Origin of the sequence: Phyllobacterium sp. SYP-B3895 (assembly GCF_009647635.1) — a bacterium.
Lineage (GTDB): Bacteria > Pseudomonadota > Alphaproteobacteria > Rhizobiales > Rhizobiaceae > Phyllobacterium > Phyllobacterium pellucidum.
On sequence record NZ_WJIG01000001.1, the window covers coordinates 100538 to 122421 of the forward strand.

21 protein-coding genes, 1 other RNA gene and 1 riboswitch are annotated in these 21884 nt (G+C 59.4%); of the genes, 12 read left to right on the forward strand and 10 right to left on the reverse strand.

From position 1 onward, the window contains the following. Positions 1 to 18: 18 nt before the first annotated feature. The 5 genes from GF108_RS00495 to ffs all read right to left on the reverse strand — a co-directional run bounded on the left by GF108_RS00495 (position 19) and on the right by ffs (position 4663). Entirely contained in the window at positions 19 to 1275 is a 1257-nt protein-coding gene (locus GF108_RS00495; protein ID WP_370462037.1) for a lytic murein transglycosylase, read from the reverse strand. An 8-nt stretch (positions 1276 to 1283) separates the two neighbouring features. After that, positions 1284 to 1889: a recombination mediator RecR gene (recR, locus tag GF108_RS00500; protein WP_027230405.1), complete on the reverse strand. Its 606-nt coding sequence runs from the start codon at positions 1887 to 1889 to the stop codon at positions 1284 to 1286. 407 nt (positions 1890 to 2296) lie between these two features. After that, positions 2297 to 2620 (reverse strand): YbaB/EbfC family nucleoid-associated protein, encoded by a 324-nt coding sequence (locus tag GF108_RS00505; RefSeq protein WP_027230406.1) that lies wholly within the window; start codon positions 2618 to 2620, stop codon positions 2297 to 2299. 18 nt (positions 2621 to 2638) lie between these two features. After that, positions 2639 to 4510: a DNA polymerase III subunit gamma/tau gene (locus GF108_RS00510; RefSeq protein ID WP_153666455.1), complete on the reverse strand. Its 1872-nt coding sequence runs from the start codon at positions 4508 to 4510 to the stop codon at positions 2639 to 2641. A 56-nt stretch (positions 4511 to 4566) separates the two neighbouring features. After that, an RNA gene (ffs, locus tag GF108_RS00515) (signal recognition particle sRNA small type) lies at positions 4567 to 4663 on the reverse strand. Positions 4664 to 4732: 69 nt separating this feature from the next. On the opposite strand from ffs, the gene GF108_RS00520 reads away from it, so the two are divergent. The 4 genes from GF108_RS00520 to GF108_RS00535 all read left to right on the forward strand — a co-directional run bounded on the left by GF108_RS00520 (position 4733) and on the right by GF108_RS00535 (position 6825). Then, positions 4733 to 5137: an HIT domain-containing protein gene (locus GF108_RS00520; RefSeq protein ID WP_091921432.1), complete on the forward strand. Its 405-nt coding sequence runs from the start codon at positions 4733 to 4735 to the stop codon at positions 5135 to 5137. A gap of 54 nt (positions 5138 to 5191) precedes the next feature. Next, positions 5192 to 6118, forward strand: a complete 927-nt coding sequence (gene nudC / locus GF108_RS00525; protein WP_153666456.1) for an NAD(+) diphosphatase — start codon at positions 5192 to 5194, stop codon at positions 6116 to 6118. Between the two features lie 75 nt (positions 6119 to 6193). Then, the gene (locus GF108_RS00530) at positions 6194 to 6436 is read left to right on the forward strand and encodes an antitoxin (protein WP_153666457.1); all 243 of its coding nucleotides are present in this window, start codon (positions 6194 to 6196) and stop codon (positions 6434 to 6436) included. Continuing rightward, on the forward strand, positions 6433 to 6825 hold the full coding sequence (locus GF108_RS00535) for a type II toxin-antitoxin system VapC family toxin (protein WP_153666458.1): 393 nt from the start codon (positions 6433 to 6435) through the stop codon (positions 6823 to 6825). The genes GF108_RS00530 and GF108_RS00535 overlap by 4 nt, the downstream gene beginning before the upstream one ends. On the opposite strand, the gene GF108_RS00540 is transcribed toward GF108_RS00535, so the two are convergent. Both GF108_RS00540 and GF108_RS00545 read right to left on the reverse strand, forming a co-directional pair. Further along, positions 6826 to 7692 (reverse strand): prephenate dehydratase, encoded by an 867-nt coding sequence (locus tag GF108_RS00540; RefSeq protein WP_091950571.1) that lies wholly within the window; start codon positions 7690 to 7692, stop codon positions 6826 to 6828. Beyond that, positions 7692 to 8432 (reverse strand): 3-deoxy-manno-octulosonate cytidylyltransferase, encoded by a 741-nt coding sequence (locus tag GF108_RS00545; RefSeq protein WP_027230410.1) that lies wholly within the window; start codon positions 8430 to 8432, stop codon positions 7692 to 7694. The genes GF108_RS00540 and GF108_RS00545 overlap by 1 nt, the downstream gene beginning before the upstream one ends. A 260-nt stretch (positions 8433 to 8692) precedes the next feature. Here GF108_RS00545 and GF108_RS00550 point away from each other — a divergent pair, with 260 nt between their 5' ends. The 8 genes from GF108_RS00550 (at position 8693) to GF108_RS00585 (ending at position 18959) form a co-directional block, all read left to right on the forward strand. Then, positions 8693 to 9382, forward strand: a complete 690-nt coding sequence (locus GF108_RS00550; protein ID WP_153666459.1) for a cytochrome c family protein — start codon at positions 8693 to 8695, stop codon at positions 9380 to 9382. Between the two features lie 140 nt (positions 9383 to 9522). Beyond that, positions 9523 to 11406 (forward strand): extracellular solute-binding protein, encoded by a 1884-nt coding sequence (locus GF108_RS00555; RefSeq protein ID WP_153666460.1) that lies wholly within the window; start codon positions 9523 to 9525, stop codon positions 11404 to 11406. Beyond that, positions 11403 to 13274 carry an extracellular solute-binding protein gene (locus GF108_RS00560; protein ID WP_153666461.1) on the forward strand — a complete coding sequence of 624 codons (1872 nt, stop codon included), beginning with the start codon at positions 11403 to 11405 and terminating at the stop codon, positions 13272 to 13274. The genes GF108_RS00555 and GF108_RS00560 overlap by 4 nt, the downstream gene beginning before the upstream one ends. Positions 13275 to 13337: 63 nt before the next feature. Next, positions 13338 to 14441 (forward strand): microcin C ABC transporter permease YejB, encoded by a 1104-nt coding sequence (locus GF108_RS00565; protein ID WP_091919882.1) that lies wholly within the window; start codon positions 13338 to 13340, stop codon positions 14439 to 14441. Beyond that, on the forward strand, positions 14441 to 15580 hold the full coding sequence (locus GF108_RS00570) for an ABC transporter permease (RefSeq protein ID WP_091919884.1): 1140 nt from the start codon (positions 14441 to 14443) through the stop codon (positions 15578 to 15580). The genes GF108_RS00565 and GF108_RS00570 overlap by 1 nt, the downstream gene beginning before the upstream one ends. Continuing rightward, a complete protein-coding gene (locus GF108_RS00575; RefSeq protein ID WP_153666462.1) occupies positions 15577 to 17205 on the forward strand; it encodes an ABC transporter ATP-binding protein in 1629 nt (542 codons plus the stop codon). The genes GF108_RS00570 and GF108_RS00575 overlap by 4 nt, the downstream gene beginning before the upstream one ends. Next, positions 17202 to 18158, forward strand: coding sequence for a glyoxylate/hydroxypyruvate reductase A (locus GF108_RS00580; protein WP_153666463.1), 957 nt, complete (start codon positions 17202 to 17204; stop codon positions 18156 to 18158). The genes GF108_RS00575 and GF108_RS00580 overlap by 4 nt, the downstream gene beginning before the upstream one ends. A 67-nt stretch (positions 18159 to 18225) precedes the next feature. After that, positions 18226 to 18388: riboswitch (FMN riboswitch) on the forward strand. A gap of 79 nt (positions 18389 to 18467) precedes the next feature. Continuing rightward, the gene (locus tag GF108_RS00585; protein ID WP_153666464.1) at positions 18468 to 18959 is read left to right on the forward strand and encodes a 6,7-dimethyl-8-ribityllumazine synthase; all 492 of its coding nucleotides are present in this window, start codon (positions 18468 to 18470) and stop codon (positions 18957 to 18959) included. A gap of 42 nt (positions 18960 to 19001) precedes the next feature. Here GF108_RS00585 and GF108_RS00590 read toward each other — a convergent pair whose 3' ends face one another. The 3 genes from GF108_RS00590 to GF108_RS00600 form a co-directional block, all read right to left on the reverse strand. Then, on the reverse strand, positions 19002 to 19877 hold the full coding sequence (locus GF108_RS00590; protein ID WP_153666465.1) for an NlpC/P60 family protein: 876 nt from the start codon (positions 19875 to 19877) through the stop codon (positions 19002 to 19004). After that, a complete protein-coding gene (locus GF108_RS00595) occupies positions 19874 to 20224 on the reverse strand; it encodes a MarR family transcriptional regulator (protein ID WP_027230420.1) in 351 nt (116 codons plus the stop codon). The genes GF108_RS00590 and GF108_RS00595 overlap by 4 nt, the downstream gene beginning before the upstream one ends. 66 nt (positions 20225 to 20290) lie before the next feature. Continuing rightward, entirely contained in the window at positions 20291 to 21661 is a 1371-nt protein-coding gene (locus GF108_RS00600; protein ID WP_153666466.1) for a M17 family metallopeptidase, read from the reverse strand. Positions 21662 to 21884 lie beyond the last annotated feature (223 nt).

The following is a 21884-nucleotide window of genomic DNA, read 5'->3' on the forward strand; positions in this document are numbered from 1 at the left end:
CGGTGATGTGCAATGGCTTTAGCGGATCGCAGCAACCAGCGCCTTGTCCGGGAAGCAGGTGGCCGCCATCCCCTGCTTCGATTGCCAATCGCCAATCGAGCGGCGCGTCTTGAACCCTGGAAATCCGTCGGCACCGCCGGCGTCGTAACCCTTTTTCTCCAGCGCCCGTTGCAGGGCGGCAATGTCGGACCGGTAGAGCCCGCCGACATCGCCCCACCCCGCGGTAAAGTTCGCGGCGCCATGGGCGATGCGGTCGCTGACATGGCCGATGAACAGCGCATAGAGATCGCTCATATTGTACTCCTTGAGTACGTAGAAATTCTTCGTGACGATGAACGCCGGGCCGTGCCTCCCGGCCGGCATCAGGAGAAACCCTTCGCCCTTGGCCTCCGCCGCAGGAAATGGCTTGCCGCTGACGCGCTTGATGCCGAGCTTTCCCCAGGTGCTGAAGGGCTTGCCCTGGTCGGGACCTTCGAGCGCGCAACTGACGCTCTCGGGGACGATTACCTCATAGCCCCAGTCACGGCCACGCTGCCAGCCATATTGGGCAAGGTAGTGCGCGATCGAACCCAGCGTATCGGGCACCGAGTTCCAGATGTCGCGCTTGCCGTCGCCGTCGAAATCAACGGCATGCTCGAGGTAGGACGTCGGCATGAATTGCGGCTGGCCAAGGGCTCCTGCCCAGGAGCTCTTCATGCTGCCGGCGCCAATATAGCCTTTCTCGACGATTTCAAGCGCAGCAAGCAGTTCCTTGCGGAACATGTCCTTGCGCGTTGCGAGAAAAGCCTTCGTCCCCAGGACGGCAAAGGCATTATACGGAATCTTGACGCTGCCAAAGCCGCTTTCGCGGCCCCATATGGCGAGGACAATCTCGCCGGGTACGCCATATGTCTTTTCGACCGACTGCAATATCCGCGCATATTGGCCAGCACGCGCCGTCCCGCCGGAAGTTACGTTGTTGACGGTCTTGTCGTTGAAGTATTTTCCGGGCGAACCGAATTCGCTCTGTGCCTGCTTTTGCGGTGTCTGCGGCTTCTCGCCGGGCATGACAAGGTCCGGCAGGTCGAAATTAAGCGTCACGCCTTTGAAGGCCTGGTCGAATGTCGCCCGGGATATTCCCTTGCCCTTGGCTTCCGGCCACAGATCGTTGTCCAGCCATTGCTGATACTGCGCTTCTACCTGAGGCCTGGACGCAGCGAGGCTTGCCGGTGCGTAAAATATGACGATCAGTCCGATCAGCGCCCAGAGGGCATTCATCCATGGGCGCATGCTCAAGTCGTCTCCTATAGCGACGTTCGGGCCCGCAAGGCGGCGGCCAGGGTTCCTTCATCAAGGTAATCGAGTTCGCCGCCCACCGGAACACCGTGGGCAAGGCGGGTAATCCGCACATCGAAGCCGGCCAGTTGATCGGTGATGTAATGGGCGGTGGTCTGTCCCTCTACCGTGGCGTTGACAGCGAGGATGACTTCCTTGATTTCGCCCTCAGCGACCCGCCCGACAAGCGAGGCGATGTTGAGATCATCGGGGCCAATTCCATCAAGTGGGGAAAGTCGTCCTCCGAGCACGTGGTAGCGCACGTTCATCGAACCCGCCCGCTCGAGCGCCCAGAGGTCGGAGACGTCTTCGACGACGATCAGCGTCGAGCGTTCGCGACGCGGATCGGTGCAGATCATGCACGGATCGGCAGTATCGACATTGCCGCAGGTCGAGCAGACACGCACCTTTTCGGCGGCGTCCTGCATGGCCGAACCCAATGGAATGAGCAAGGCTTCCTTCTTCTTGATGAGATGCAGCGCCGCCCTGCGCGCCGATCGTGGCCCTAGCCCCGGCACCTTGGCGAGGAGCTGGATCAGGCGTTCGATTTCGGGACCGGCGATTCGTTTCGACATAGCGTCGGTTTAGAGCAATTTGACGATTTATGGAATTGGCGAGCGCACAACCTCGACGGCCCGAATGCCAAAAGCGACACAACCCTGCATTCGTTGCCATCTCGAAATTGCAACACGATGATGCCGCGGTTCGAAGGCGAAAGCAGCAGCGCCGCACCAGCCGGCGCATCGGGAGAATGGGCTCCCGACTGCGGCAACAGCCTTGCTTTCCAACTTGGAGTGAAACGATGCGGAAATTTCCGTGGAGTGTCAGCCTTATCATGAAGAAAACCCGGACGAGCTGGTCATGGACCGTCCGGGTTCAATTCAGATAAGAAAGGGGGACGGGCGAAAGCTCGTTCCCACTCCAAACTCAACATAGCTGAGTTGATCTCGCTTTCCAATAAGCTTCCAGTTGTGGACTGCCCTTAGAACGGAAGCTTGAAACCGGGAGGTATCGGAAGGCCGGCCGTCAAAGCCTGCGTCTTTTCAGCCATGATCGCCTCGACTTTCGACTTTGCCTCATTGTGCGCGGCAATGATGAGGTCTTCGATGACTTCGATATCGTCTTCCTTGAAAAGGGACGGATCGATGCTGAGCGCCGTCATCGCGCCCTTGCCGGAAAGCTTGACGGTGACAAGGCCGCCGCCAGCATGACCTTCGGCCTCCAGAGCCGCGATCTCTTCCTGCATGGCAGCCATCTTGGCCTGCATTTCCTTGGCCTGCTTCATCATGCCCATAATGTCACGCATGGGAAAAACTCCTGTTCGTCAATCGTCTTCTTCGACCGGTGCGAGCGTATCATCTCCCGCTGCGACGGCATCATCCATCTGTCCGGCCGGGGCCGTAATGCGCACGTTGATGATCTTGGCGCCCGGAAATTTTGCAAGGATCGCCGCGACATCCGGGTCGGAGCGCGCATCGCTGAGCAACGTATCGCGCTTGGCCGTTTCTGTCTCGTTGACCGTAGCGTTTCCCGGTTCCCGCGACAACGAGACCATCCAGCGAATACCGGTCCACTCGCTGAGCTTTTGCGAAAGATCGGTCAGCAAAGATTTTGGAGCGTTTTCGGTCAGGTTGATTTCGAGTCGCCCGGGCTTCATGCTGACAAGCCGTACGCAATTCTTGACCATGATCTTGAATTGCATGTCGCGGTGCCTGTCGGCGAGCGCCACGATATCTTCGATGTTTTCAACGGGTACGGCTGGAGACTGCGGCTGCTCCACGACCACCGGAGGAGCGACGCTCGGTTCGGACTTCGGCGCAGGCTCGACAAGCCGCATTGTCGCGCCGCCATTGGAAGTGACGACACCGCGTTGCGATGCCATCGCATCCACCTGGCCTGCGCGCGCGGTCGGCGCACCACCATTTCCCGGACGTGATCCCTCGCTGCGATTCGGCGATGCCGGAATGCCGCCGTCCTCAAGGGACTTCAGCGCCTCGTCGAGCGTCGGAAGATCGGCGGCATGGGCAATGCGGATCAGCAACATCTCTGCCGCCTGGACGGGACGGCTTGATTCCTCGACCTCGGTGATCCCCTTCAGCAGCATCTGCCAGGTGCGCGAGAGGACGCGGATCGACAGCTTTTCGGCAAAATCCCTGCCGCGCAGCCTCTCGTCTTCCGAAAGCGAAATGTCGTCGGCGACATCGGGCGTGAAGCGGATGCGCGTTACCAGGTGATTGAAATCCGCAAGGTCCGTCAGCACTACGGCAGGATCGGCGCCGACATCGTACTGGGCACGAAATTCCCTCAGTGCCGAAGCGACGTCGCCGCGCATCAGCATTTCGAAGAGATCGATGATGCGGGCGCGATCGGCAAGGCCGAGCATCGAACGCACGGCTTCCGCCTCGACACGGCCCGCACCATGGGCAATGGCCTGATCGAAGATCGACAATGAATCACGCACCGAACCCTCGCCGGCACGCGCGATCATGCTGAGCGAAACGTCGTCGACGGCAATCGACTCAAGGTCGGCGATTTTCTGCAGGTGGCGAACGAGGACGCTGGTATCGATGCGCCGAAGATCAAACCGCTGACAACGCGAAAGCACAGTAATCGGCACTTTGCGAATTTCAGTCGTTGCAAATATGAACTTCACATGCGGCGGCGGCTCTTCAAGCGTCTTCAACAGGCCATTGAAGGCCTGGTTCGACAGCATGTGCACTTCGTCGATGATATAGACCTTGTAGCGCGCCGAGACCGGGCGATAGCGCACCTGCTCGATGATCTCGCGAATGTCGTCGATGCCGGTGTGCGAAGCCGCATCCATCTCGATGACATCGACGTGACGGCCTTCCATGATCGCCTGGCAATGTTCGCCCGGAATGGTGAGGTCTATCGTCGGTTTGTCGATGTCGGCGGTCTGGTAGTTGAGCGCGCGCGCAAGGATACGCGCCGTCGTCGTCTTGCCAACGCCGCGAACACCGGTGAGCATCCAGGCCTGGGCAATACGCCCCGTCTCGAACGCATTGGTCAGTGTGCGGACCATCGGCTCCTGGCCGATCAGATCGTTGAAATTCTGCGGGCGGTATTTGCGGGCGAGCACGCGATAGGCGCTGTCTGGCGTTATTGTATCCATCGCGTCCTGTTTGGCTCCTGCGCTAGGCTCCCGACCCTTGCCCTTCACGAAGTCTAACCGCATGCGCCGCAGCGTCAATGCCGCGGACGGCTTTGACACAGGCAAGGTGACAGGAAAAGGTGGGAGGCTGGCACGGCGACCCGTGCCTGGCTCGTTGGGGCTGCTTCCTTCCGGACCTGACCCGGTTGGCGAGTGGCTCGTCCACCACCAACCTCCCGAGCCTCATATCGTCAATCCGCACGCAAAAAGCAAGCGAAACCGCGAAAAAACTGTTATCTCTTATCGATCATGACTTTTGTTCTCGATAACAAACTTGCAGCAGACACCTATTCAATTGCAAGGCTGGGCCTCTGCGATCTGCGCCTTATGAACGACCGCCGCTGGCCGTGGCTCATCCTCGTGCCGCAGCGGCCGGGGATATGCGAGATTCATGAATTGACGCCGCTCGACCAGACCATTCTGACTTTTGAGGCGGGCATTGCCGCGCAAGCCCTGAAATCCGTTGTGAATTGCGAAAAGATCAACACCGGCGCGCTCGGCAATATCGTGCGTCAACTGCATCTTCATGTGATTGCCCGCAACAGTGGCGATCCCGCCTGGCCTGGCCCGGTGTGGGGCCACGGCACCCGTGAGCCCTACGGCGAAAAAGATGCCCGGGCCTTTGCCAGCGCCATACTCAACGCTATTTAATCCGTCAACATCACCAATGCCCTGTCCCGCGGGTCCGTTTCTGGAGCTCCAAGCATGTCGTTTCGCCTTTTCGATATCCCGGAAAAGGAACCCAGCCATTTCGTCGGATTTGCCGGCAACCGGATCAACCGCCACGCTGAAAAGCGCAGCGATGACGCCGTCGATGTTGCGCTTGCCAATGCCGACGCACGGATGCTCCTGATCGGGCAAGGCAAGGTGTTGGTGGCTGACGGCAATGCGTTCTTTACGCTAAAGGACGCAGCGCCTTTTCTGCCTGCGCGGTCTTCCACGGTTTATCTCGGCCTGCAGGACGGCGCGCCCGTTCTTGCTGCGCCGAGCGCTTTTGATTTCGCCGCGCTGCCTGGGGCGGTCCAGGCAATCGACTACCGCTCCGTTTATACGCAGGGCATCATCCCGCCCGACCAGCTCGGCGCGATGGCGCAGGCGGTTTCGCTCCTCACCTGGAACGAGAATAACAAGTACTGCGGGCGCTGCGGCACAGAGACCCTCATGCGTGACGGCGGCTACCGGCGAACCTGCCCCAACTGCGAAGCGCAACACTTTCCCCGGACCGATCCCGTGGCGATCATGATGGTGGTGCGTGGCGACAAGTGCCTCCTGGCGCGCGGGCCGCATTTCGGTCCGGGCATGTATTCCTGTTTGGCCGGCTTTATCGAACCTGGCGAGACGATCGAAAACGCCGTGCGACGCGAAACCTTCGAAGAAACGAACCTAAAGATCGGCCGGGTGCTGTATCACGCGAGCCAGCCCTGGCCATTTCCCTACTCCCTGATGATCGGCTGTCATGCCGAGGCGCTTTCGGATGACTTTATCCTTGACCGGGCCGAGCTCGAGGACGGGCGCTGGTTCTCACGCGACGAGGTGGTGTCGATGCTCGACCGGACCCATCCGGACGGCGTGATCACCCCTCCTCCCGGCGCCATCGCCGCTCATCTCATCCGCAGCTGGGTGGAAGGTTGAACGCTTTATACCAAAGTCTGCATTGAAAATCCCCACGATGGTATATATCTTTGTCATATCTCATTGGAGGTTGGCATGGACACAGCGAAGATTTTCTGGTCGGGGCGGTCGCAAGCAGTTCGCTTGCCGAAGGAGTTTCGCTTCGAGACCTCAGAGGTGAGAATTCGCAGGCAGGGAAATGCGGTAATCCTCGAACCAATCGCGAATGATTGGGCGTGGCTTAGCGCACTGTCGGGGCACGTGGACGAAGATTTCGAGCAAGCGGCGAGCGAACAACCTGAAGCCCAGGAAAGGCCTGATCTGGACTTCTTTGAATGAAGTATTTGCTCGACACGAATGCGGTCATAGCACTTCTCAAATTCAACGGTAAATTTCGCTCCAATATGATGCGACATTCGCCGCAAGATATCGCCATTTCAGCGATCGTGGCCCATGAACTCTACTTCGGGGCCTATAAATCTGAACGGCGGGAAAAAAATCTTGCGGACATAGAAATCCTGCAGTTTCAAATCCTGGAATTCAGCCAAGAGGATGCCCGGTCGGCGGGTGCGCTTCGCGCCCATCTTTCACGCGAAGGAACGCCGATTGGCCCCTACGATGTGCTCATTGCAGGACAAGCTCGCGCCCGCTCGCTCGTCCTCGTTACCAGAAACGTCCGCGAGTTCGAGCGCATCGGCGGACTGACGATTGAAAACTGGGAAGGCTAACTACTCTTCCTCGGCCTGCGAGCTGCGGAAGGTGGTGTCGGCCGGATAGACGCCGAGGATGCGGACTTCCTTCGAAAAGAATTCGAGTTCATCGAGCGCATGTGCCACGTTCTTGTCGTCCGGATGACCCTCGATATCCGCGTAAAACTGCGTCGCGGTGAACTTTCCGTCGATCTGGTAGCTTTCGAGCTTCGTCATGTTGACGCCGTTCGTCGCAAATCCGCCCATGGCCTTGTAAAGCGCCGCGGGCACGTTGCGCACGCGGAAGACGAAAGTCGTCATCATCAGTTCATCTGAGGCGCGCGGGGCCCATTTCTTGGTCTTGTTGAGAACGACGAAGCGCGTGACGTTATTTTCCGTGTCTTCCACATCCTCTTCGAGAATGTCGAGGCCGTAAAGCGAGGCGGCAAGGCGGGGGGCCAGCGCCGCCATCGTCTTGTCCTTCACATCGGCAACGAGCCGGGCTGCGCCGGCCGTGTCGCCGGCGATCACCGGCTTCCAGTTGTTCTTGCGGATGTATTTCCGGCACTGGCCGAGCGCATGGATATGACTGTGCACGGAAGTGATGTCGCTGCGCTTGGTGCCGGGCAGTACCATCAATTGAAAATGAATGGGCAGGAAGTATTCGCCGACGATGTGCAGCCGCGATTCCGGCAGGAGATGATGGATATCGGCCACGCGCCCCGCGATCGTGTTTTCAATCGGAATCATCGCAAGGTCGGCAGCGCCGCTCTCGACGGCATTAAACGCATCTTCAAAAGTCGGGCACGGCAGTGGTTCCATGTCGGGAAACATGTTGCGGCAGGCCGTATCGGAATTTGCGCCGGGTTCGCCCTGGAACGAGATGCGGTTGGTCGTTGCCATCATTATCTGCCTTTTGAGGAAGTGAGGATTTCGCGCGCCCGTTCGAGATCTTCCGGCGTATCGACGCCCAGCGGCACCGAATCGACGATCTCGACATCAATGCGCATGCCCGCTTCGAGCGCGCGCAGCTGTTCGAGACGCTCCCGGCGCTCCAGAGGCGAAGGACCGAGGCTGACAAACCGCTCGAGCGCAGCCCTCCGGTAAGCGTAGAGCCCAATATGATGGTAAAGTGGCCCCTCACCCCACGGCGCTGTTGCGCGGGTGAAATAGAGTGCCCGCATCTGATCGGGACCAATCGGAGAACCTATGATCTTGACCACGTTCGGATTGGTCTTCTCATCCTCACGGCGGATTTCGACGCCGAGCGTCGCGATATCGGCGGGGCCGGACTGCAGGGGCTTGAGCGAGCGCCTGATGATATCGGCCTCGATGGTCGGAAGATCGCCCTGGACATTGACCACCGCATCGACGCTGCCGTCAGGATCGAGAGCGAGAAGCGCCTCGTGAATACGATCCGAACCCGATTCGTGGTCGGCCCGCGTCATGATCGCCTCGATGCCGTGCGCTTCTATGGCCGACTTGACGTCGGGACTATCTGTCGCAACGACGGTTCGCCCGAGACCGGCGGCAATCGCGCGCTCGGCGACATGCACGATCATCGGCTTTCCCGCAATATCGGCCAGTGGCTTGTTGGGCAGCCGGGTCGAGGCCATCCGGGCAGGGATCAGGGTCAATATTTTCATCGTTGCACACGGTCTAAGGTGTCAAAAAGTCTCAGGCAGAAGCGCCCTTATATGTGTTGCAAGTCTTCAGCAAAAGACCTAGTTTCCGCGCGATCACGAGGGGACTCTTGTCAAGAAATGCAGCGCACTGCATTGACCAGATATTGAGAACCTCCGCAAGTGTGCTGAACATCGAGCCCTGCAATTGCTCCAGGCAAGCGTCAGAGTGGACTTGATATTGAGCGCACTTGAACAGGACACAAGTGGAGCACTGATCGACGATGGAATCGACCCCGTTCAACAAATATGCCATGGCGTTTCTGGCAACCGTGTTCGTTGTCATGACGGCAGGTATCCTGTCCGATTCTATTTTCGATTCGCATGCGCCAGAAAAGCCCGGCTTTATCATCCAGGCCGCCGAGGCCGGTGGTGAAGGCGAAGCCGGCGCTGCTGCACCCGCTGCGGAAGCCGTGCCGATCGCGACGCTGCTGGCTTCAGCTGATGCAACCCGCGGCGAAGCCGTTTTCAAGCGCTGCGCTGCCTGCCACACCGGCGAAAAGGGTGGCCCGAACAAGGTTGGTCCGAACCTCTGGGACATAGTCGACCGCCCGGTCGCGACACATGAAGGCTTCAGCTATTCCTCGGCCATCAAGGATTTCTCCAAGGGCGGACAGGAAAAGTGGACTTTCGACCATCTCAACCACTTCCTGACGTCGCCGAAGGGCTACATCAAGGGCACGGCAATGGGGTTTGCCGGCGACAAGAAGGATAATGAGCGTGCCGACCTCATTGCCTATCTGCGCACGCTGTCCGACAGTCCGAAGCCGCTTCCGACCGCTGATGCCGCACCTGCAGGCGGCGATGCCGCCAAGCCTGCCGACGCAGCAGCACCTGCCGCTCCTGCCGCGCCCGCTGCGGAGAAGCCGGCCGACGGCGCCGCTCCCGCTGCTCCGGAAGCACCGAAGAACTAAATCCGTCACTATTGCTTTCAAAAAGCCGGGCCTGCGCCCGGCTTTTTTGCATCAACAGCGCGTGTTTTTAACGTGAAGGCCTGTTCTCCGCCGCAATTTCTCTTAGACTTACGACTGTAGAGAACCCGTGGAGACCTGATTTGCGATTTCGCCCCCTCGTTGCCAGCCTTGCCCTTTTCGCCGCTTTCACCGTCGCTACCCATCAGAGTGTCCAGGCTGCGGAAACCGAATGGAGAAAGGCCGCGAGCGTCCTCGGCGAACCGAAATATGGCGACGATTTCAAGCGTTACGACTACGTCAATCCCGATGCCCCGAAAGGCGGTACACTAAACCAGACCGCCTACGGATCGTTTGACAGTCTCAACCCCTTTGTCGTGCAGGGAACGCCAGCAGCGGGGCTGCCTGCAACGGTCGGCGGCGGCTTGCTTTACGATACGCTGCTCAGCCAATCCCTCGATCAGCCAGCGACAAATTACGGGCTCATCGCCGAGGCTATCGCCTATCCGGATGACTATTCCTCGGTAATATTTCAGCTGAACCCCGCTGCAAGGTGGCACGACGGCCAGCCGATCACCGTGGACGATGTCATCTGGTCGTTCGACACGCTGAAGGCCCAAAGCCCCCTGTACAATAAGTATTATCACGATGTGACCAAAGCGGAGAAAACCGGCGACCACGAGGTGACGTTCACCTTTTCGAGCGGCGGCAACCGCGAACTGCCGAGCATCATGGGCGATTTCCCCATCCTGCCCAAGCATTGGTGGGAGGGTAACGACGCGAGCGGCAAGAAGCGCGATATAAGCAAGCCAACGACAGAAATCCCGCTTGGCTCATCCGCTTACAAGATCGAGAGCGCCTCCCCGGGCAACACCATCGTCTGGAGCCGTGTGGCGGACTATTGGGGCAAGGACTTGCCGGTAAATGTCGGCCGCAACAATTTCGATCGTATTCGCTACGAGTATTTCCGCGACCAGAATGCCGAGTGGGAAGCCTTCAAGAAGGGAGGCTTCGAGGACTACCGCCCGGAAGCCAGTATCGGCAAATGGATGCGCGGTTATGACTTTCCGGCGTTCCAGCGCGGCGATGTTGTCAAGGCCGTGTTTCCGCTACGTTCATCCGGGCGCATGCAGGGTTTCCTGATCAACACCCGGCGCGACAAATTCAAGGATCCACGCGTCCGCCAGGCTCTGACCTGGGCCTATGACTTCGAGAGCATGAGCAAGAATCTCTTCTTCGGGCAATACAAGCGCATAAACAGCTATTTCTCCGGTTCCGAACTCGCATCGAGCGGCCTGCCGACGGGCAAGGAGCTTGAAATCCTCGAAACAGTGAAGGGCGATGTGCCGGAAGAAGTTTTCACCAAGGAGTTCAATCTGCCCGTATACGATACGCCCCAATCGCAGCGGGACAATCTGCGCCAGGCCGTCACGCTGCTGCGCGACGCGGGTTACGAGCAGAAGAACGGCAAGCTCGTCAATGCCAAGACCGGCGAACCATTCACCATCGAATTCCTGGCAGACGATCCGGCGGATGAGCGCTTTATCGGGCCGTTCATGGCCAGCCTTCGAAAGCTCGGCATCGATGCTCAGATCAGGGTCGTGGACAACGCCCAATATACCGCCCGGGTCAATGATTTCGATTTCGATATTACCACCCCGAACGTCGTTCTTTCCCAAAGCCTGTCGCCGGGCAACGAGCAACGCGATTTCTGGGGTTCGGGCGCTGCCGACACACCGGGCAGCCGCAACTATATGGGCATCAAGAATCCGGCCGTCGACAAGCTGATCGACCGGATCATCTTTGCCAAGGACCGGGATGAACTCGTCGCCGCCACCCACGCACTCGACCGGGTACTGTTGTGGAACTACTACGCCGTCCCGCAATGGTATGACGATCGCATCAAGATCGCCTACTGGAACAAATTCGGCATGCCGGCAAAACAGCCGGACTATGCAGGTATCGACCCGTTCTCATGGTGGATCGACACGGCCAAGGAGCAGGCGTTGAAAGCGCGCGCCGAATGACGCAGCTCAACCGGCGCGATCTTCTCAAGTTTTCGAGCGCAACACTTCTGACCGCTTTTTCGCCGCGCATCGCGCTCGCCGAGATTGCCACCGACGTGCCGCTGCACGGTCTGTCGGCGTTTGGCGAGTTGAAATACCTGAAGGATTTCAAAAACTTCGACTATGCCAACCCGGATGCGCCGAAGGGCGGGACCTTCGCCTTTTCTCCGGCGAACTGGCTCTATAATCAGTCGCCACAGACCTTCAACACGCTCAATACCTATTCGGCCAAGGGTGATGCGCCCCCGCGCATGGAAATCTGCTACGACACGCTGATGGAGGAAGCGCTCGACGAGCCGGACTCGATCTACGGCCTCGTCGCGGAGAGCGTCACTGTCACGGCCGATCGCAACACATTCACCTTCAAACTGCGCCCCGCAGCGCGTTTCCACGATGGGACGCCCCTAACGGCCCACGACGTCGTCTTCAGTTTCCAGTCGATCAAGGAGAAAGGGCATCCGGAGCTTCTGCTGTTGCTGACAGAGATGAAGGAGATCATCGCCGAGGACGACCAGACGCTGCGCATCGCCTTTACCGGCAAACATTCCGACCGGGCGATTCTCGATATCGCCAGCAATATGCCGATTCTTTCGAAGGCGTGGTTTGCGGGCCGCGCGTTCGATGCATCGACGCTCGAGACACCGCTCGGCTCCGGCCCTTATCGTGTGGGCAGGATGGCGCCGGGCAAGGGCATCGAATACCAGCGCGTCGATGAGTACTGGGCGAAGGACCTTCCGGTCCGGCGCGGCCTGAATCACTTCGATACGATCAAGATCGAGTTCTACCGCGACCGCCAGCCCGAGTTCGAAGCCTTCAAGAAGGGTGACATATTCTGGCGCATGGAGCACACGGCGAAAACCTGGGTCAACGAGTATAATTTCCCGGCCATCCAGCAGAAGCGTGTGATCCAGCGCGAATTCCCCGACGAGAAGCGCCCGCACCTGCAAGCATGGGCGGTCAACCAGCGGCGGGAGCGCTTTCGCGATCCGAAGGTGCGGGAGGCCGTTGCGCTGTGCTTCGACTTCGCGTGGACGCGGAAGAACCTGTTCTATGGCATGTACGAGCAGTCGCAGTCCCTGTTCGAGATGTCGGACTTCCGTTCGAGCGGCATGCCCTCCCCGCAGGAGCTTGCCATCATGGAGCCGCTGCGCGATCGCCTGCCCGAAGGCATTTTCGGCGAAGCGGTGATCCAGTCGACGACCGACGGCTCGGGTCGCGACCGCACGAATTTGCGCCGCGCTGTCGAGCTTCTGCAGGAAGCAGGGTTCAAACGCGAGAATAACCGATTTGTCGACGGTGCCGGCAAGTCGTTCGATCTGGAAATACTGATCCAGGCGGAGGTATTCACCCGCTCTTACTCGCCTTTCATCAACAATCTCCAGGCAATCGGCGTCAATGCCTCCCTGCGTCTTGTCGATCCGGCTCAATACCAGCTTCGGGTTCAGGATTTCGATTTCGACCTAATCGGTGTGGCCGTCATGCTGAACGCGACCCCGACATCGGAATCGCTTACTTCGATGTTCGGCTCGCGGTCGGCCTCAGCGCCCGGTTCCTATAACCTCCCCGGAATCGCCGATCCCGTTATCGACGCGCTGATCGAGAAGGTTGGCGAAGCGCGTTCCCGCGACGATTTGATCACAGTCATGCGTGTTCTCGATCGACTCTTGCGTATAAGACGCGACTGGATTCCAAATTGGTACTCAGCGAATCACCTCGTCGCCTATTGGGATATGTTCGGCTTCAAGGAGCCCAAGCCCGATTATGGCTTTCCGGTTGAGTCGCTGTGGTGGTTCGATGAAGCAAAGGCAAAGGCTATTGGCAAGGCTTGAAGATCAAGGGGACGTCCCGCGCGTTTCGTCTATCGATTTAATCTTGGGCGGAGCCGTTGCCTGATGGGAGCCTATATTCTCCGCCGCCTCCTGTTGATGGTCCCCACACTTTTCGGCGTCCTGCTTGTCTGCTTTGTGATCGTGCAATTCGTGCCAGGCGGCCCGGTGGAGCGCATCATCGGCCAGCTCACCGGCCAGGGCGGCAATGCCATGGACCGCATCGGCGGTGGCGGCGCTGACCTTGGCCAGTCGCAGGAACAGCTCGGCCTCGGCGAAGGCAATTCGAAATACCGCGGCGCGCAGGGGCTCGACCCTGCATTCATCGCCAGCCTCGAGAAGCAGTTCGGACTCGACAGGCCGCCGCTCGAGCGGTTTGGGCTGCTGGTGTGGAACTATGTGCGCTTCGATTTCGGCAAGAGCTATTTCCGCGATATCAGCGTCGTGAATCTGATCAAGGAGAAGCTGCCGGTATCGATATCGCTCGGATTGTGGATGACGCTGCTCTCCTACATGATCTCGATACCGCTCGGCATACGCAAGGCCATCAAGGACGGCTCGTCATTCGACATATGGACCAGCGGCATCATAATCGTCGGCTACGCGATTCCAGGCTTCCTTTTCGGCATAGCGCTGATCGTGTTCTTTGCCGGCGGGTCCTTCTTTGACTGGTTTCCAATTCGCGGCCTCACCTCGAACGATTTTGAACAGCTGTCGCTGGGCGGAAAAATCATCGACTACGCGTGGCACCTCGCCCTGCCGCTCACCGCCATGCTGCTTTCCGCCTTTGCGACGACGACGCTTCTGACCAAGAACTCGTTCCTCGACGAAATTCGCAAGCAATATGTGACGACGGCGCGCGCCAAGGGCCTCAGTGAACGCCGTATTCTTTACGGCCATGTCTTCCGCAATGCGATGCTCATTGTCATTTCCGGATTTCCGAGCGCCTTCATCTCGATCTTCTTTACCGGCCAGCTCCTGATCGAGGCGATCTTTTCGCTCGATGGACTTGGCCTTCTCGGCTACGAATCGATTATCAACCGCGATTATCCCGTGGTGATCGCGACCGTCTATATCTTCGCCCTTGTCGGCGTCGTCGTCAGCCTGCTTTCCGATCTTCTCTATACATGGATCGATCCGCGCATCGACTTTGAGCGGAGGGATGTCTGATGACCGATATTATCGGCACGACGCCAGCCCTCCCCGTCAAACGACCGCGACTTTCGCCGCTGAATGCCCGGCGCTGGCAGAACTTCAAGGCGAACCGGCGCGGCTGGTGGGCCCTGTGGATCTTCCTGTTCCTGTTCGTTGCTTCGCTCCTTGCCGAGTTCATAGCTAACGACAAGCCGATCATTGTTTCCTACAAGGGCGAGATCCTGTTTCCCGTCCTGGTCGATTATCCGGAAGAGAAATTCGGCGGCTTTTATGCCGTGACCGACTACCGCGATCCGGTCATCCAGGAGGAGATCAACCGCAATGGCTGGTCGATCTGGCCGCCGGTCCGCTATTCCTATCGGACGGTCAATAATGAACTGCCCGATACGGCGCCATCCAAGCCGTTCTGGCTGTTTACGCCTGAGGAGCGCTGCGCCCGCTATCCGCAAGGAGTGGACGATCCAAACTGTGTTTTCGGCAACATGAATATTCTCGGCACTGACGATCAGGCGCGCGACGTCTTTGCCAGGGCACTCTACGGGTTCCGCATCTCGGTGCTCTTCGGCCTGATCCTGACCGCAGCGTCTGCCGTGATCGGGGTCACCGCCGGCGCACTGCAGGGCTATTTCGGCGGCTGGCTCGACCTCACCGCGCAGCGTTTCATCGAGATATGGTCTTCGGTGCCGACGCTTTACCTGCTGCTGATCATGGCTTCGATCCTGCCGCCGGGCTTCTGGATCCTGTTGTGCATCATGCTGCTGTTCTCGTGGGTGAGCTTCGTCGGCATCGTTCGCGCCGAGTTTCTGCGCGCCCGCAACTTCGAATATGTCAACGCTGCACGGGCGCTTGGCGTGCGCAACCGCACCATCATGTTCCGCCACCTTTTGCCGAACGCCATGGTGACGACGCTTACCTTCCTGCCGTTCATTCTCAACGGATCGATCACGACATTGACTTCGCTCGACTTCCTCGGCTTCGGCCTGCCCCCGGGATCGCCCTCGCTCGGCGAATTGCTCGCACAGGGCAAGAACAATCTGCAGGCGCCGTGGCTCGGGCTTACCGGCTTCATCGTGATTTCGCTGATGCTGTCCTTGCTCATCTTCGTCGGCGAAGCCACGCGCGATGCCTTTGACCCGCGCAAGGCATTCAAATGACCGCCCCGCTTCTTTCAGTTCGCGATCTTTCCGTAGCCTTCTCGCAGGGCGGCAAGGAGACGCTTGCCGTCGATCGCATATCCTTCGATATCGGCGAGGGCGAGACCGTGGCGCTTGTCGGCGAATCCGGTTCCGGCAAATCGGTCACGGCCCTGTCGGTCCTGAAGCTTTTGCCGTATCCGCCGGCGTCGCACCCCTCAGGGCAAATTCTGTTCGGCGGCAAGGATCTTCTTGCGAGTAGCGAGAACGAGCTGCGCCGGGTGCGCGGCAATGATATCACCATGATCTTCCAGGAGCCGATGACGTCGCTCAATCCGCTCCACACGATCGAGGACCAGATCAGCGAAATCCTCAAGCTGCACCAGGGCATGGCTGACAAGGCGGCGCGGCAGCGCACGCTTGCGCTGCTGGAGGAAGTCGGCATTCGCGACCCGGAAAAGCGCATGAACGCCTATCCGCACCAATTGTCCGGTGGACAGCGCCAGCGCGTGATGATCGCCATGGCGCTTGCCAACAAGCCGAAGCTCCTGATCGCCGACGAGCCGACCACCGCCCTCGACGTCACCGTGCAGGCGCAGATTTTGAAGCTCCTTGCCGATCTCAAGGCAGCGCAGGGCATGTCGATGCTGTTCATCACCCACGACCTCGGCATCGTGCGCAAGATTGCGGATCGCGTCTGCGTCATGACCGGCGGGAAGATCGTCGAAACCGGCCCGACGCGGGAGATATTCGAAAATCCGCAGCACCCCTATACGCGCCACCTTCTCGCTGCCGAACCGAAGGGCAACCCGCCGGCGGCAAATGCTGCGGCGGCGCCGGTCATGCGCGGCGAAAATATCAAGGTCTGGTTCCCGATCAAGCAGGGGTTCCTGCGCAAGACGGTCGATCATGTAAAAGCGGTCGACGGCATCGATGTAACGATCCGCGCCGGCCAGACGCTTGGCGTCGTTGGCGAATCCGGGTCGGGCAAGACCACGCTCGGCCTGGCCCTGTCGCGCATGATATCATCGGAAGGGGTCATCCGCTTCGGCGAGACGGACATCAACAAATATTCATTCCGCGAGATGCGGCCACTGCGCCGCGAATTGCAGATCGTTTTTCAGGATCCCTATGGGTCGTTGTCGCCGCGCATGTCGGTGGCCGATATCATTGCAGAGGGTCTTGAAGTGCACGAACCAAAACTCTCCGCCGATGAGCGCGACGCACGGGTCGTCGCCGCCCTCAAGGAGGTCAACCTCGACCCGGAGAATCGCTTCCGCTATCCGCACGAGTTTTCCGGGGGCCAGCGCCAGCGTATCGCCCTCGCACGCGCCATGGTGCTCAATCCGCGCTTCGTCATGCTAGACGAGCCAACATCGGCGCTCGACATGAGCGTCCAGGCGCAGGTGGTCGACCTTTTGCGCGCATTGCAGCAGAAGCACAATCTGGCTTATCTTTTCATCAGCCACGATCTCAAGGTGGTGAAGGCGCTTGCCAATGAGGTGCTGGTGATGCGCAATGGCAAGGCAGTGGAATATGGGCCGTCGGAGGAGATTTTTGCGCGGCCCAAGACCGAATATACGAGAGCCCTGATGGCGGCGGCCTTCAGGATAGAAACTGCCGAACAGGGAGCGGTGAGTGAATGACTGGCAATGCAACCGATACGATCCTTTTGGCCGTGACGGGATGGGACCCGGACGTTTGGGTGTCCGAATTTGCCAAGGCCGCGCCGAAACGCAAACTGGTTCTCAACTCGACGGACAAGGATAAGATCCGCTACGCTCTCGTCTGGAAACAGCGCCAGGGCTCGCTGGCCGGCTTGCCTAACCTCGATGTCATTTTCTCGCTCGGTGCCGGCGTCGATCACATCTTCCACGACCAGCAGATACCGGACGTGCCGATCGTAAGAATCGTCTCGCCGGACCTGACCATGCGCATGAGCGAATATGTGGTGTGGCAGGTGCTCGACCATCACCGGCTCGGGATGCGCTATCGCCAGCAGCAGGACCAGCGTGTCTGGCACGAAGATCGGCGCCAGCCTGCGGCGCACGAGGTGAATGTCGGCATTCTCGGGCTCGGCGTGCTTGGCCGCGATGCGGCGCAGAAGCTGCGCGCGCTCGGCTTCCGCGTCAGCGGATGGAGCCGCCGCCTGCAGACCATGGAAGGCATTACGACCTATTACGGCAAGGACGGCCTCAAGGACTTCCTCAAGGATGTCGATATCGTCGTCTGCCTCCTGCCGCTGACGCCCGACACCAAGAGCATTCTCTCCATGACCATGTTCGCACAGATGAAGCAGCACGGACCGCTAGGCGCACCGACGCTGATCAATGCCGGACGCGGCGGGCTGCAGAACGAGCCCGATATTCTCGCGGCGCTCGACCGCGGCATGCTGTCGGCGGTAACGCTCGATGTGTTCAGCCGCGAGCCCCTGCCGAAGGACAGCCCGCTGTGGACGCATCCGCAGGTAACGATCACTCCGCACGCGGCGGCAAGCTCGAGCCCGCAGGCGCTCGTTCCGGAGATCGTTGCCCAGATCGAATCCTTCGAACGCGGCGAACCGTTGAAGAATATCGTCGACCGCGCGGCCCAATACTAGAGTATCCGTGTTGCTCTAGGCAGCTTCGAGCTTGACCACCCGGACCAATTCACTAGGGTGCAACCGTTAGTGTTCTCAGGGCGGGGTGAGATTCCCCACCGGCGGTAATCACCTGGCATCACCCGATGTCTGGTGCGAGCCCGCGAGCGCCTCCCGGTCATCCGGAAGGGTCAGCAGATTTCGGTGCAATTCCGAAGCCGACGGTATAGTCCGGATGAAAGAGAACAATCGAAAGTGAAGGCTGGCCCCGTGTCAGCCTTGCGCCTTTTTGGTTGTGCCCTGATTCACGTCCACTCGAAGGAGAAAGACATGGATCAGTTCCAGAATAACGTTCCCCAAGCCCCAGCCCCGCGTATCGCCCTTGTGCAGGCGCGATGGCATGCAAACATTGTCGACCAGTGCCGCCTCGGCTTCGAGGAAGAACTGCGCAGGCAAGGTGTGACACCAGCCCGCTTCGATGTCTTCGACGTGCCCGGCTCGTTTGACATCCCGCTCCTCGCCAAAAAACTTGCTGAAAGCGGCCGTTACGACGCCATTATCGCTACCGGGCTCGTCGTCGATGGCGGCATCTACCGGCACGATTTCGTCGCCGGCTCGGTCGTTAGCGCGCTTTTGACGGCGCAGATGCAAACAGGCGTGCCGATGTTGTCGGCCGTTCTGACGCCGCACCATTTCCAGGAGACCGAGCAGCATATCGATTTCTTCACGCGGCACTTCCTCGTGAAGGGTGAGGAGGCGGCGCGGGCCTGCCTCCAGATCATCCGCACCTTGCGGCAGGTAAGCGAACTCACCGCCGCCTGAGTGCGCGAACGGGTTGTGCCCGCTGCGCAGGTGGCGGGCACATCACGTGAGGCGACGGACGGCGGTCGGCTTGCCGTAGAGATAAGCGATGCGTTCGATCGCGTCGCGCAATGGCTCAAGCGTCACGGTCATCGTATGTCCGCTGGCGTGGAGCAGCGTCGAGTGGCTTGCCATCATTGCGGCGTGGCCTTTCCAGAAGACGAAATCGCCGCGCCTGAGATTATGATAGTCCGGGTCCGGTTCGATCGCCTCTCCGATCGAGGCTGCCTGCATGTCCGAATCCCGCAGGACGCCCTGCCCGGTCATGAGCAATGCCAGCTGAACGAGGCCCGAGCAATCGATGCCGAAGCCCGAAACGCCACCCCAGAGATAGGGCGTGTGCATCAGCGTCTCGGCGACGGCCACGTGGTCTTCCGCAACCTCGTCGATCGGCACCAGATGCTTGGCGATGATCGCCTCACCGCTCGGCAGCATCGCATAGAGTGTGCCCCGCCGTTCCTCACCGCCCGTAATCGTAACAAGCGAACCCATCGACAGGGCTTTGGTGCGCGGGAATTTCAGATCGGATCCGGGATAGACGAAGGTGCGCGGGGCAATGACGATATGGGTGGGATCGCCGGTTCGCCGGTCGAGACTCGTATCCACCACATAGCCCACATAGCCGTCGCGCTCATTCTGTATCCAGCACCAGCCATTGTCGTCCTCAAAAACGAGGACATCGTCGCCATAGAGGAATTGCGTGGTGATCGGGGCATCGCCGCGCGGCTCGGATCTCACATCGACCACCGGGTCGGCAATGCGCATGGGCTTGCCGGGAACGAAGCGTTCCGCTTGCACCAGCCCACGCAGGCTTTCATCGGCGAGGTCGGGCCGGTATGCATTCAGTCGTTTGTCGAGCGAGACTGTGAGATCTGTCAAAGCGGTAATCCTCTTGCCTTGGCGATCACGAGATCGCCAAGCTTTTCAACATAAAGCGCACCCTTTACCGTTCTCTTGACGAGAACGTTGCGCTTGTCCTTTTCATCGCGATGCCGGTCGACCAGACCATAGCCGCCCATCGTATCGAGCGCGCGGGTTATAACCGGCTTTGTAACGCCGAGTTTCGCCGCCATGCCGCGTATCGTGTGCGGCGGCGGCTCGAGATAAACCGTCAACAAGACAGCCATCTGCCGCAACGTAAGGTCATGCGCATCATCGCGCACCTCCGAGATCGCGATTTCCTTCCACAGGGTCAATGCCTGGATAGGCTTCAGTTCGATGAACATGGACGGCATCCGAGATCATTTCGGTTCCGTTCCATTCTACCCCCTTGGCCGACCCAGACAAGCCGTTCATTTGCTGGGATAACGATGCTTTAGAAGATGGTAAAGGGCCCGTATCGCCTGAGCCTCGCCCCCCACCGGGGAATGCGGTTTCTCGACGGGATTCCAGCCATAAATATCGAAATGCGCCCACACCTTGGCCTTGCCAACGAATTTCTGCAGGAAAAGCGCCGCGGTAATCGATCCGGCAAAGCCATCAGTGGTGACATTGTTGGTGTCCGCCACGCGGGAGGACAGTTTGCTTTCGTAGGGCTGCCACAACGGCATGCGCCAGACGGGATCGGCAACGGTGTCCGCCGCCCGCGCGACCTCGGCGGCGAACGTTTCATCATTGGTGTAGAACGGCGGAAGGTCCGGGCCAAGCGCGACGCGGGCTGCGCCGGTCAGGGTTGCCATGTCGATCAGGATTTCCGGTTCCTCGTCATCCGCAAGCGCCAGCGCATCAGCGAGAACGAGGCGTCCTTCCGCATCGGTGTTGCCGATCTCGACAGTCAAACCCTTGCGGCTTGCAAGGATATCGCTTGGTCGGAATGCATTGGCCGAGATCGAATTCTCGACAGCCGGGATCAGGACGCGCAGCCGCACCGGCAACTTCGCATCCATGATGAGGCTCGCAAGCGCCAGGACATTGGCCGCCCCACCCATGTCCTTCTTCATCAAAAGCATGCTGCTCGAGGGCTTGATATCGAGCCCGCCTGTATCGAAGCAAACGCCCTTGCCCACTAGCGTCACGCGCGGCGCATCCTTCTTGCCCCATTCGACGTCGATCAGGCGGGGTTCCTCGCTCCCCGCACGGCCAACGGCATGGATCATCGGAAAGTTCTGCTTGAGAAGTGCGTCGCCCTTGATGACGTTCACCGACGCCTTGTAGTTATCGGCAACCTTGCGGACTGCCTGTTCCAGCGCCTCGGGGCCCATATCGTTCGTCGGCGTGTTGATCAGATCGCGAGCCAGGGTGACGGCACTGGCAAGACGCCTCACATCGACCTTGTCGGCGCCTGCAGGCGAGGCAAGCGTCACATCCAGCTCGTCCTTCTTGCCATATTTTGTGAATTTGTATCCGCCGAGTAGAAAGCCGAGCGCGGCAAGGTTGGGCTCGCCCACGACATTGGCAAAATGCCAGCTCCCCTTGGGCAGCCCCGTTGCAAGCTTGCCGGCAACGAGACGTGCATCGTCCTTCCCGGTACCTAGCAACGCTCCGGCAACCTCACCCTTGTCGTTGGGAATGATTAACAGGCGCGCGGACTGACCATCAAAACCGTTTGCCTTGGCCCAGTTCAGCGCACGGTCGTCTAGTCCCGCATCGTTCAGTCCGCCGCTTCGCACCAGCCAGACGGGTTTGCTGCCATCAGGCATTTTGCCTTTGATTTCAATCGGCATCGGCGAATTTCTCCTTGGTCATTCTTGTGCTGCACCGCGCGTCGTTAACGGTCCGTTAGGGTTAACAGAATATTTCTAGTCCTGGGATTGGGTTAACACAGCTGATTTGTGTGGGTACGGGGCAAACTATGGTAATCGCAGGCATTATTCAACGTAATCGCCGCATGCTTTTCTCTGTGGCGATAGCGGGGCTCGTGGCGGGCATATCGGGCTGCACGACGAC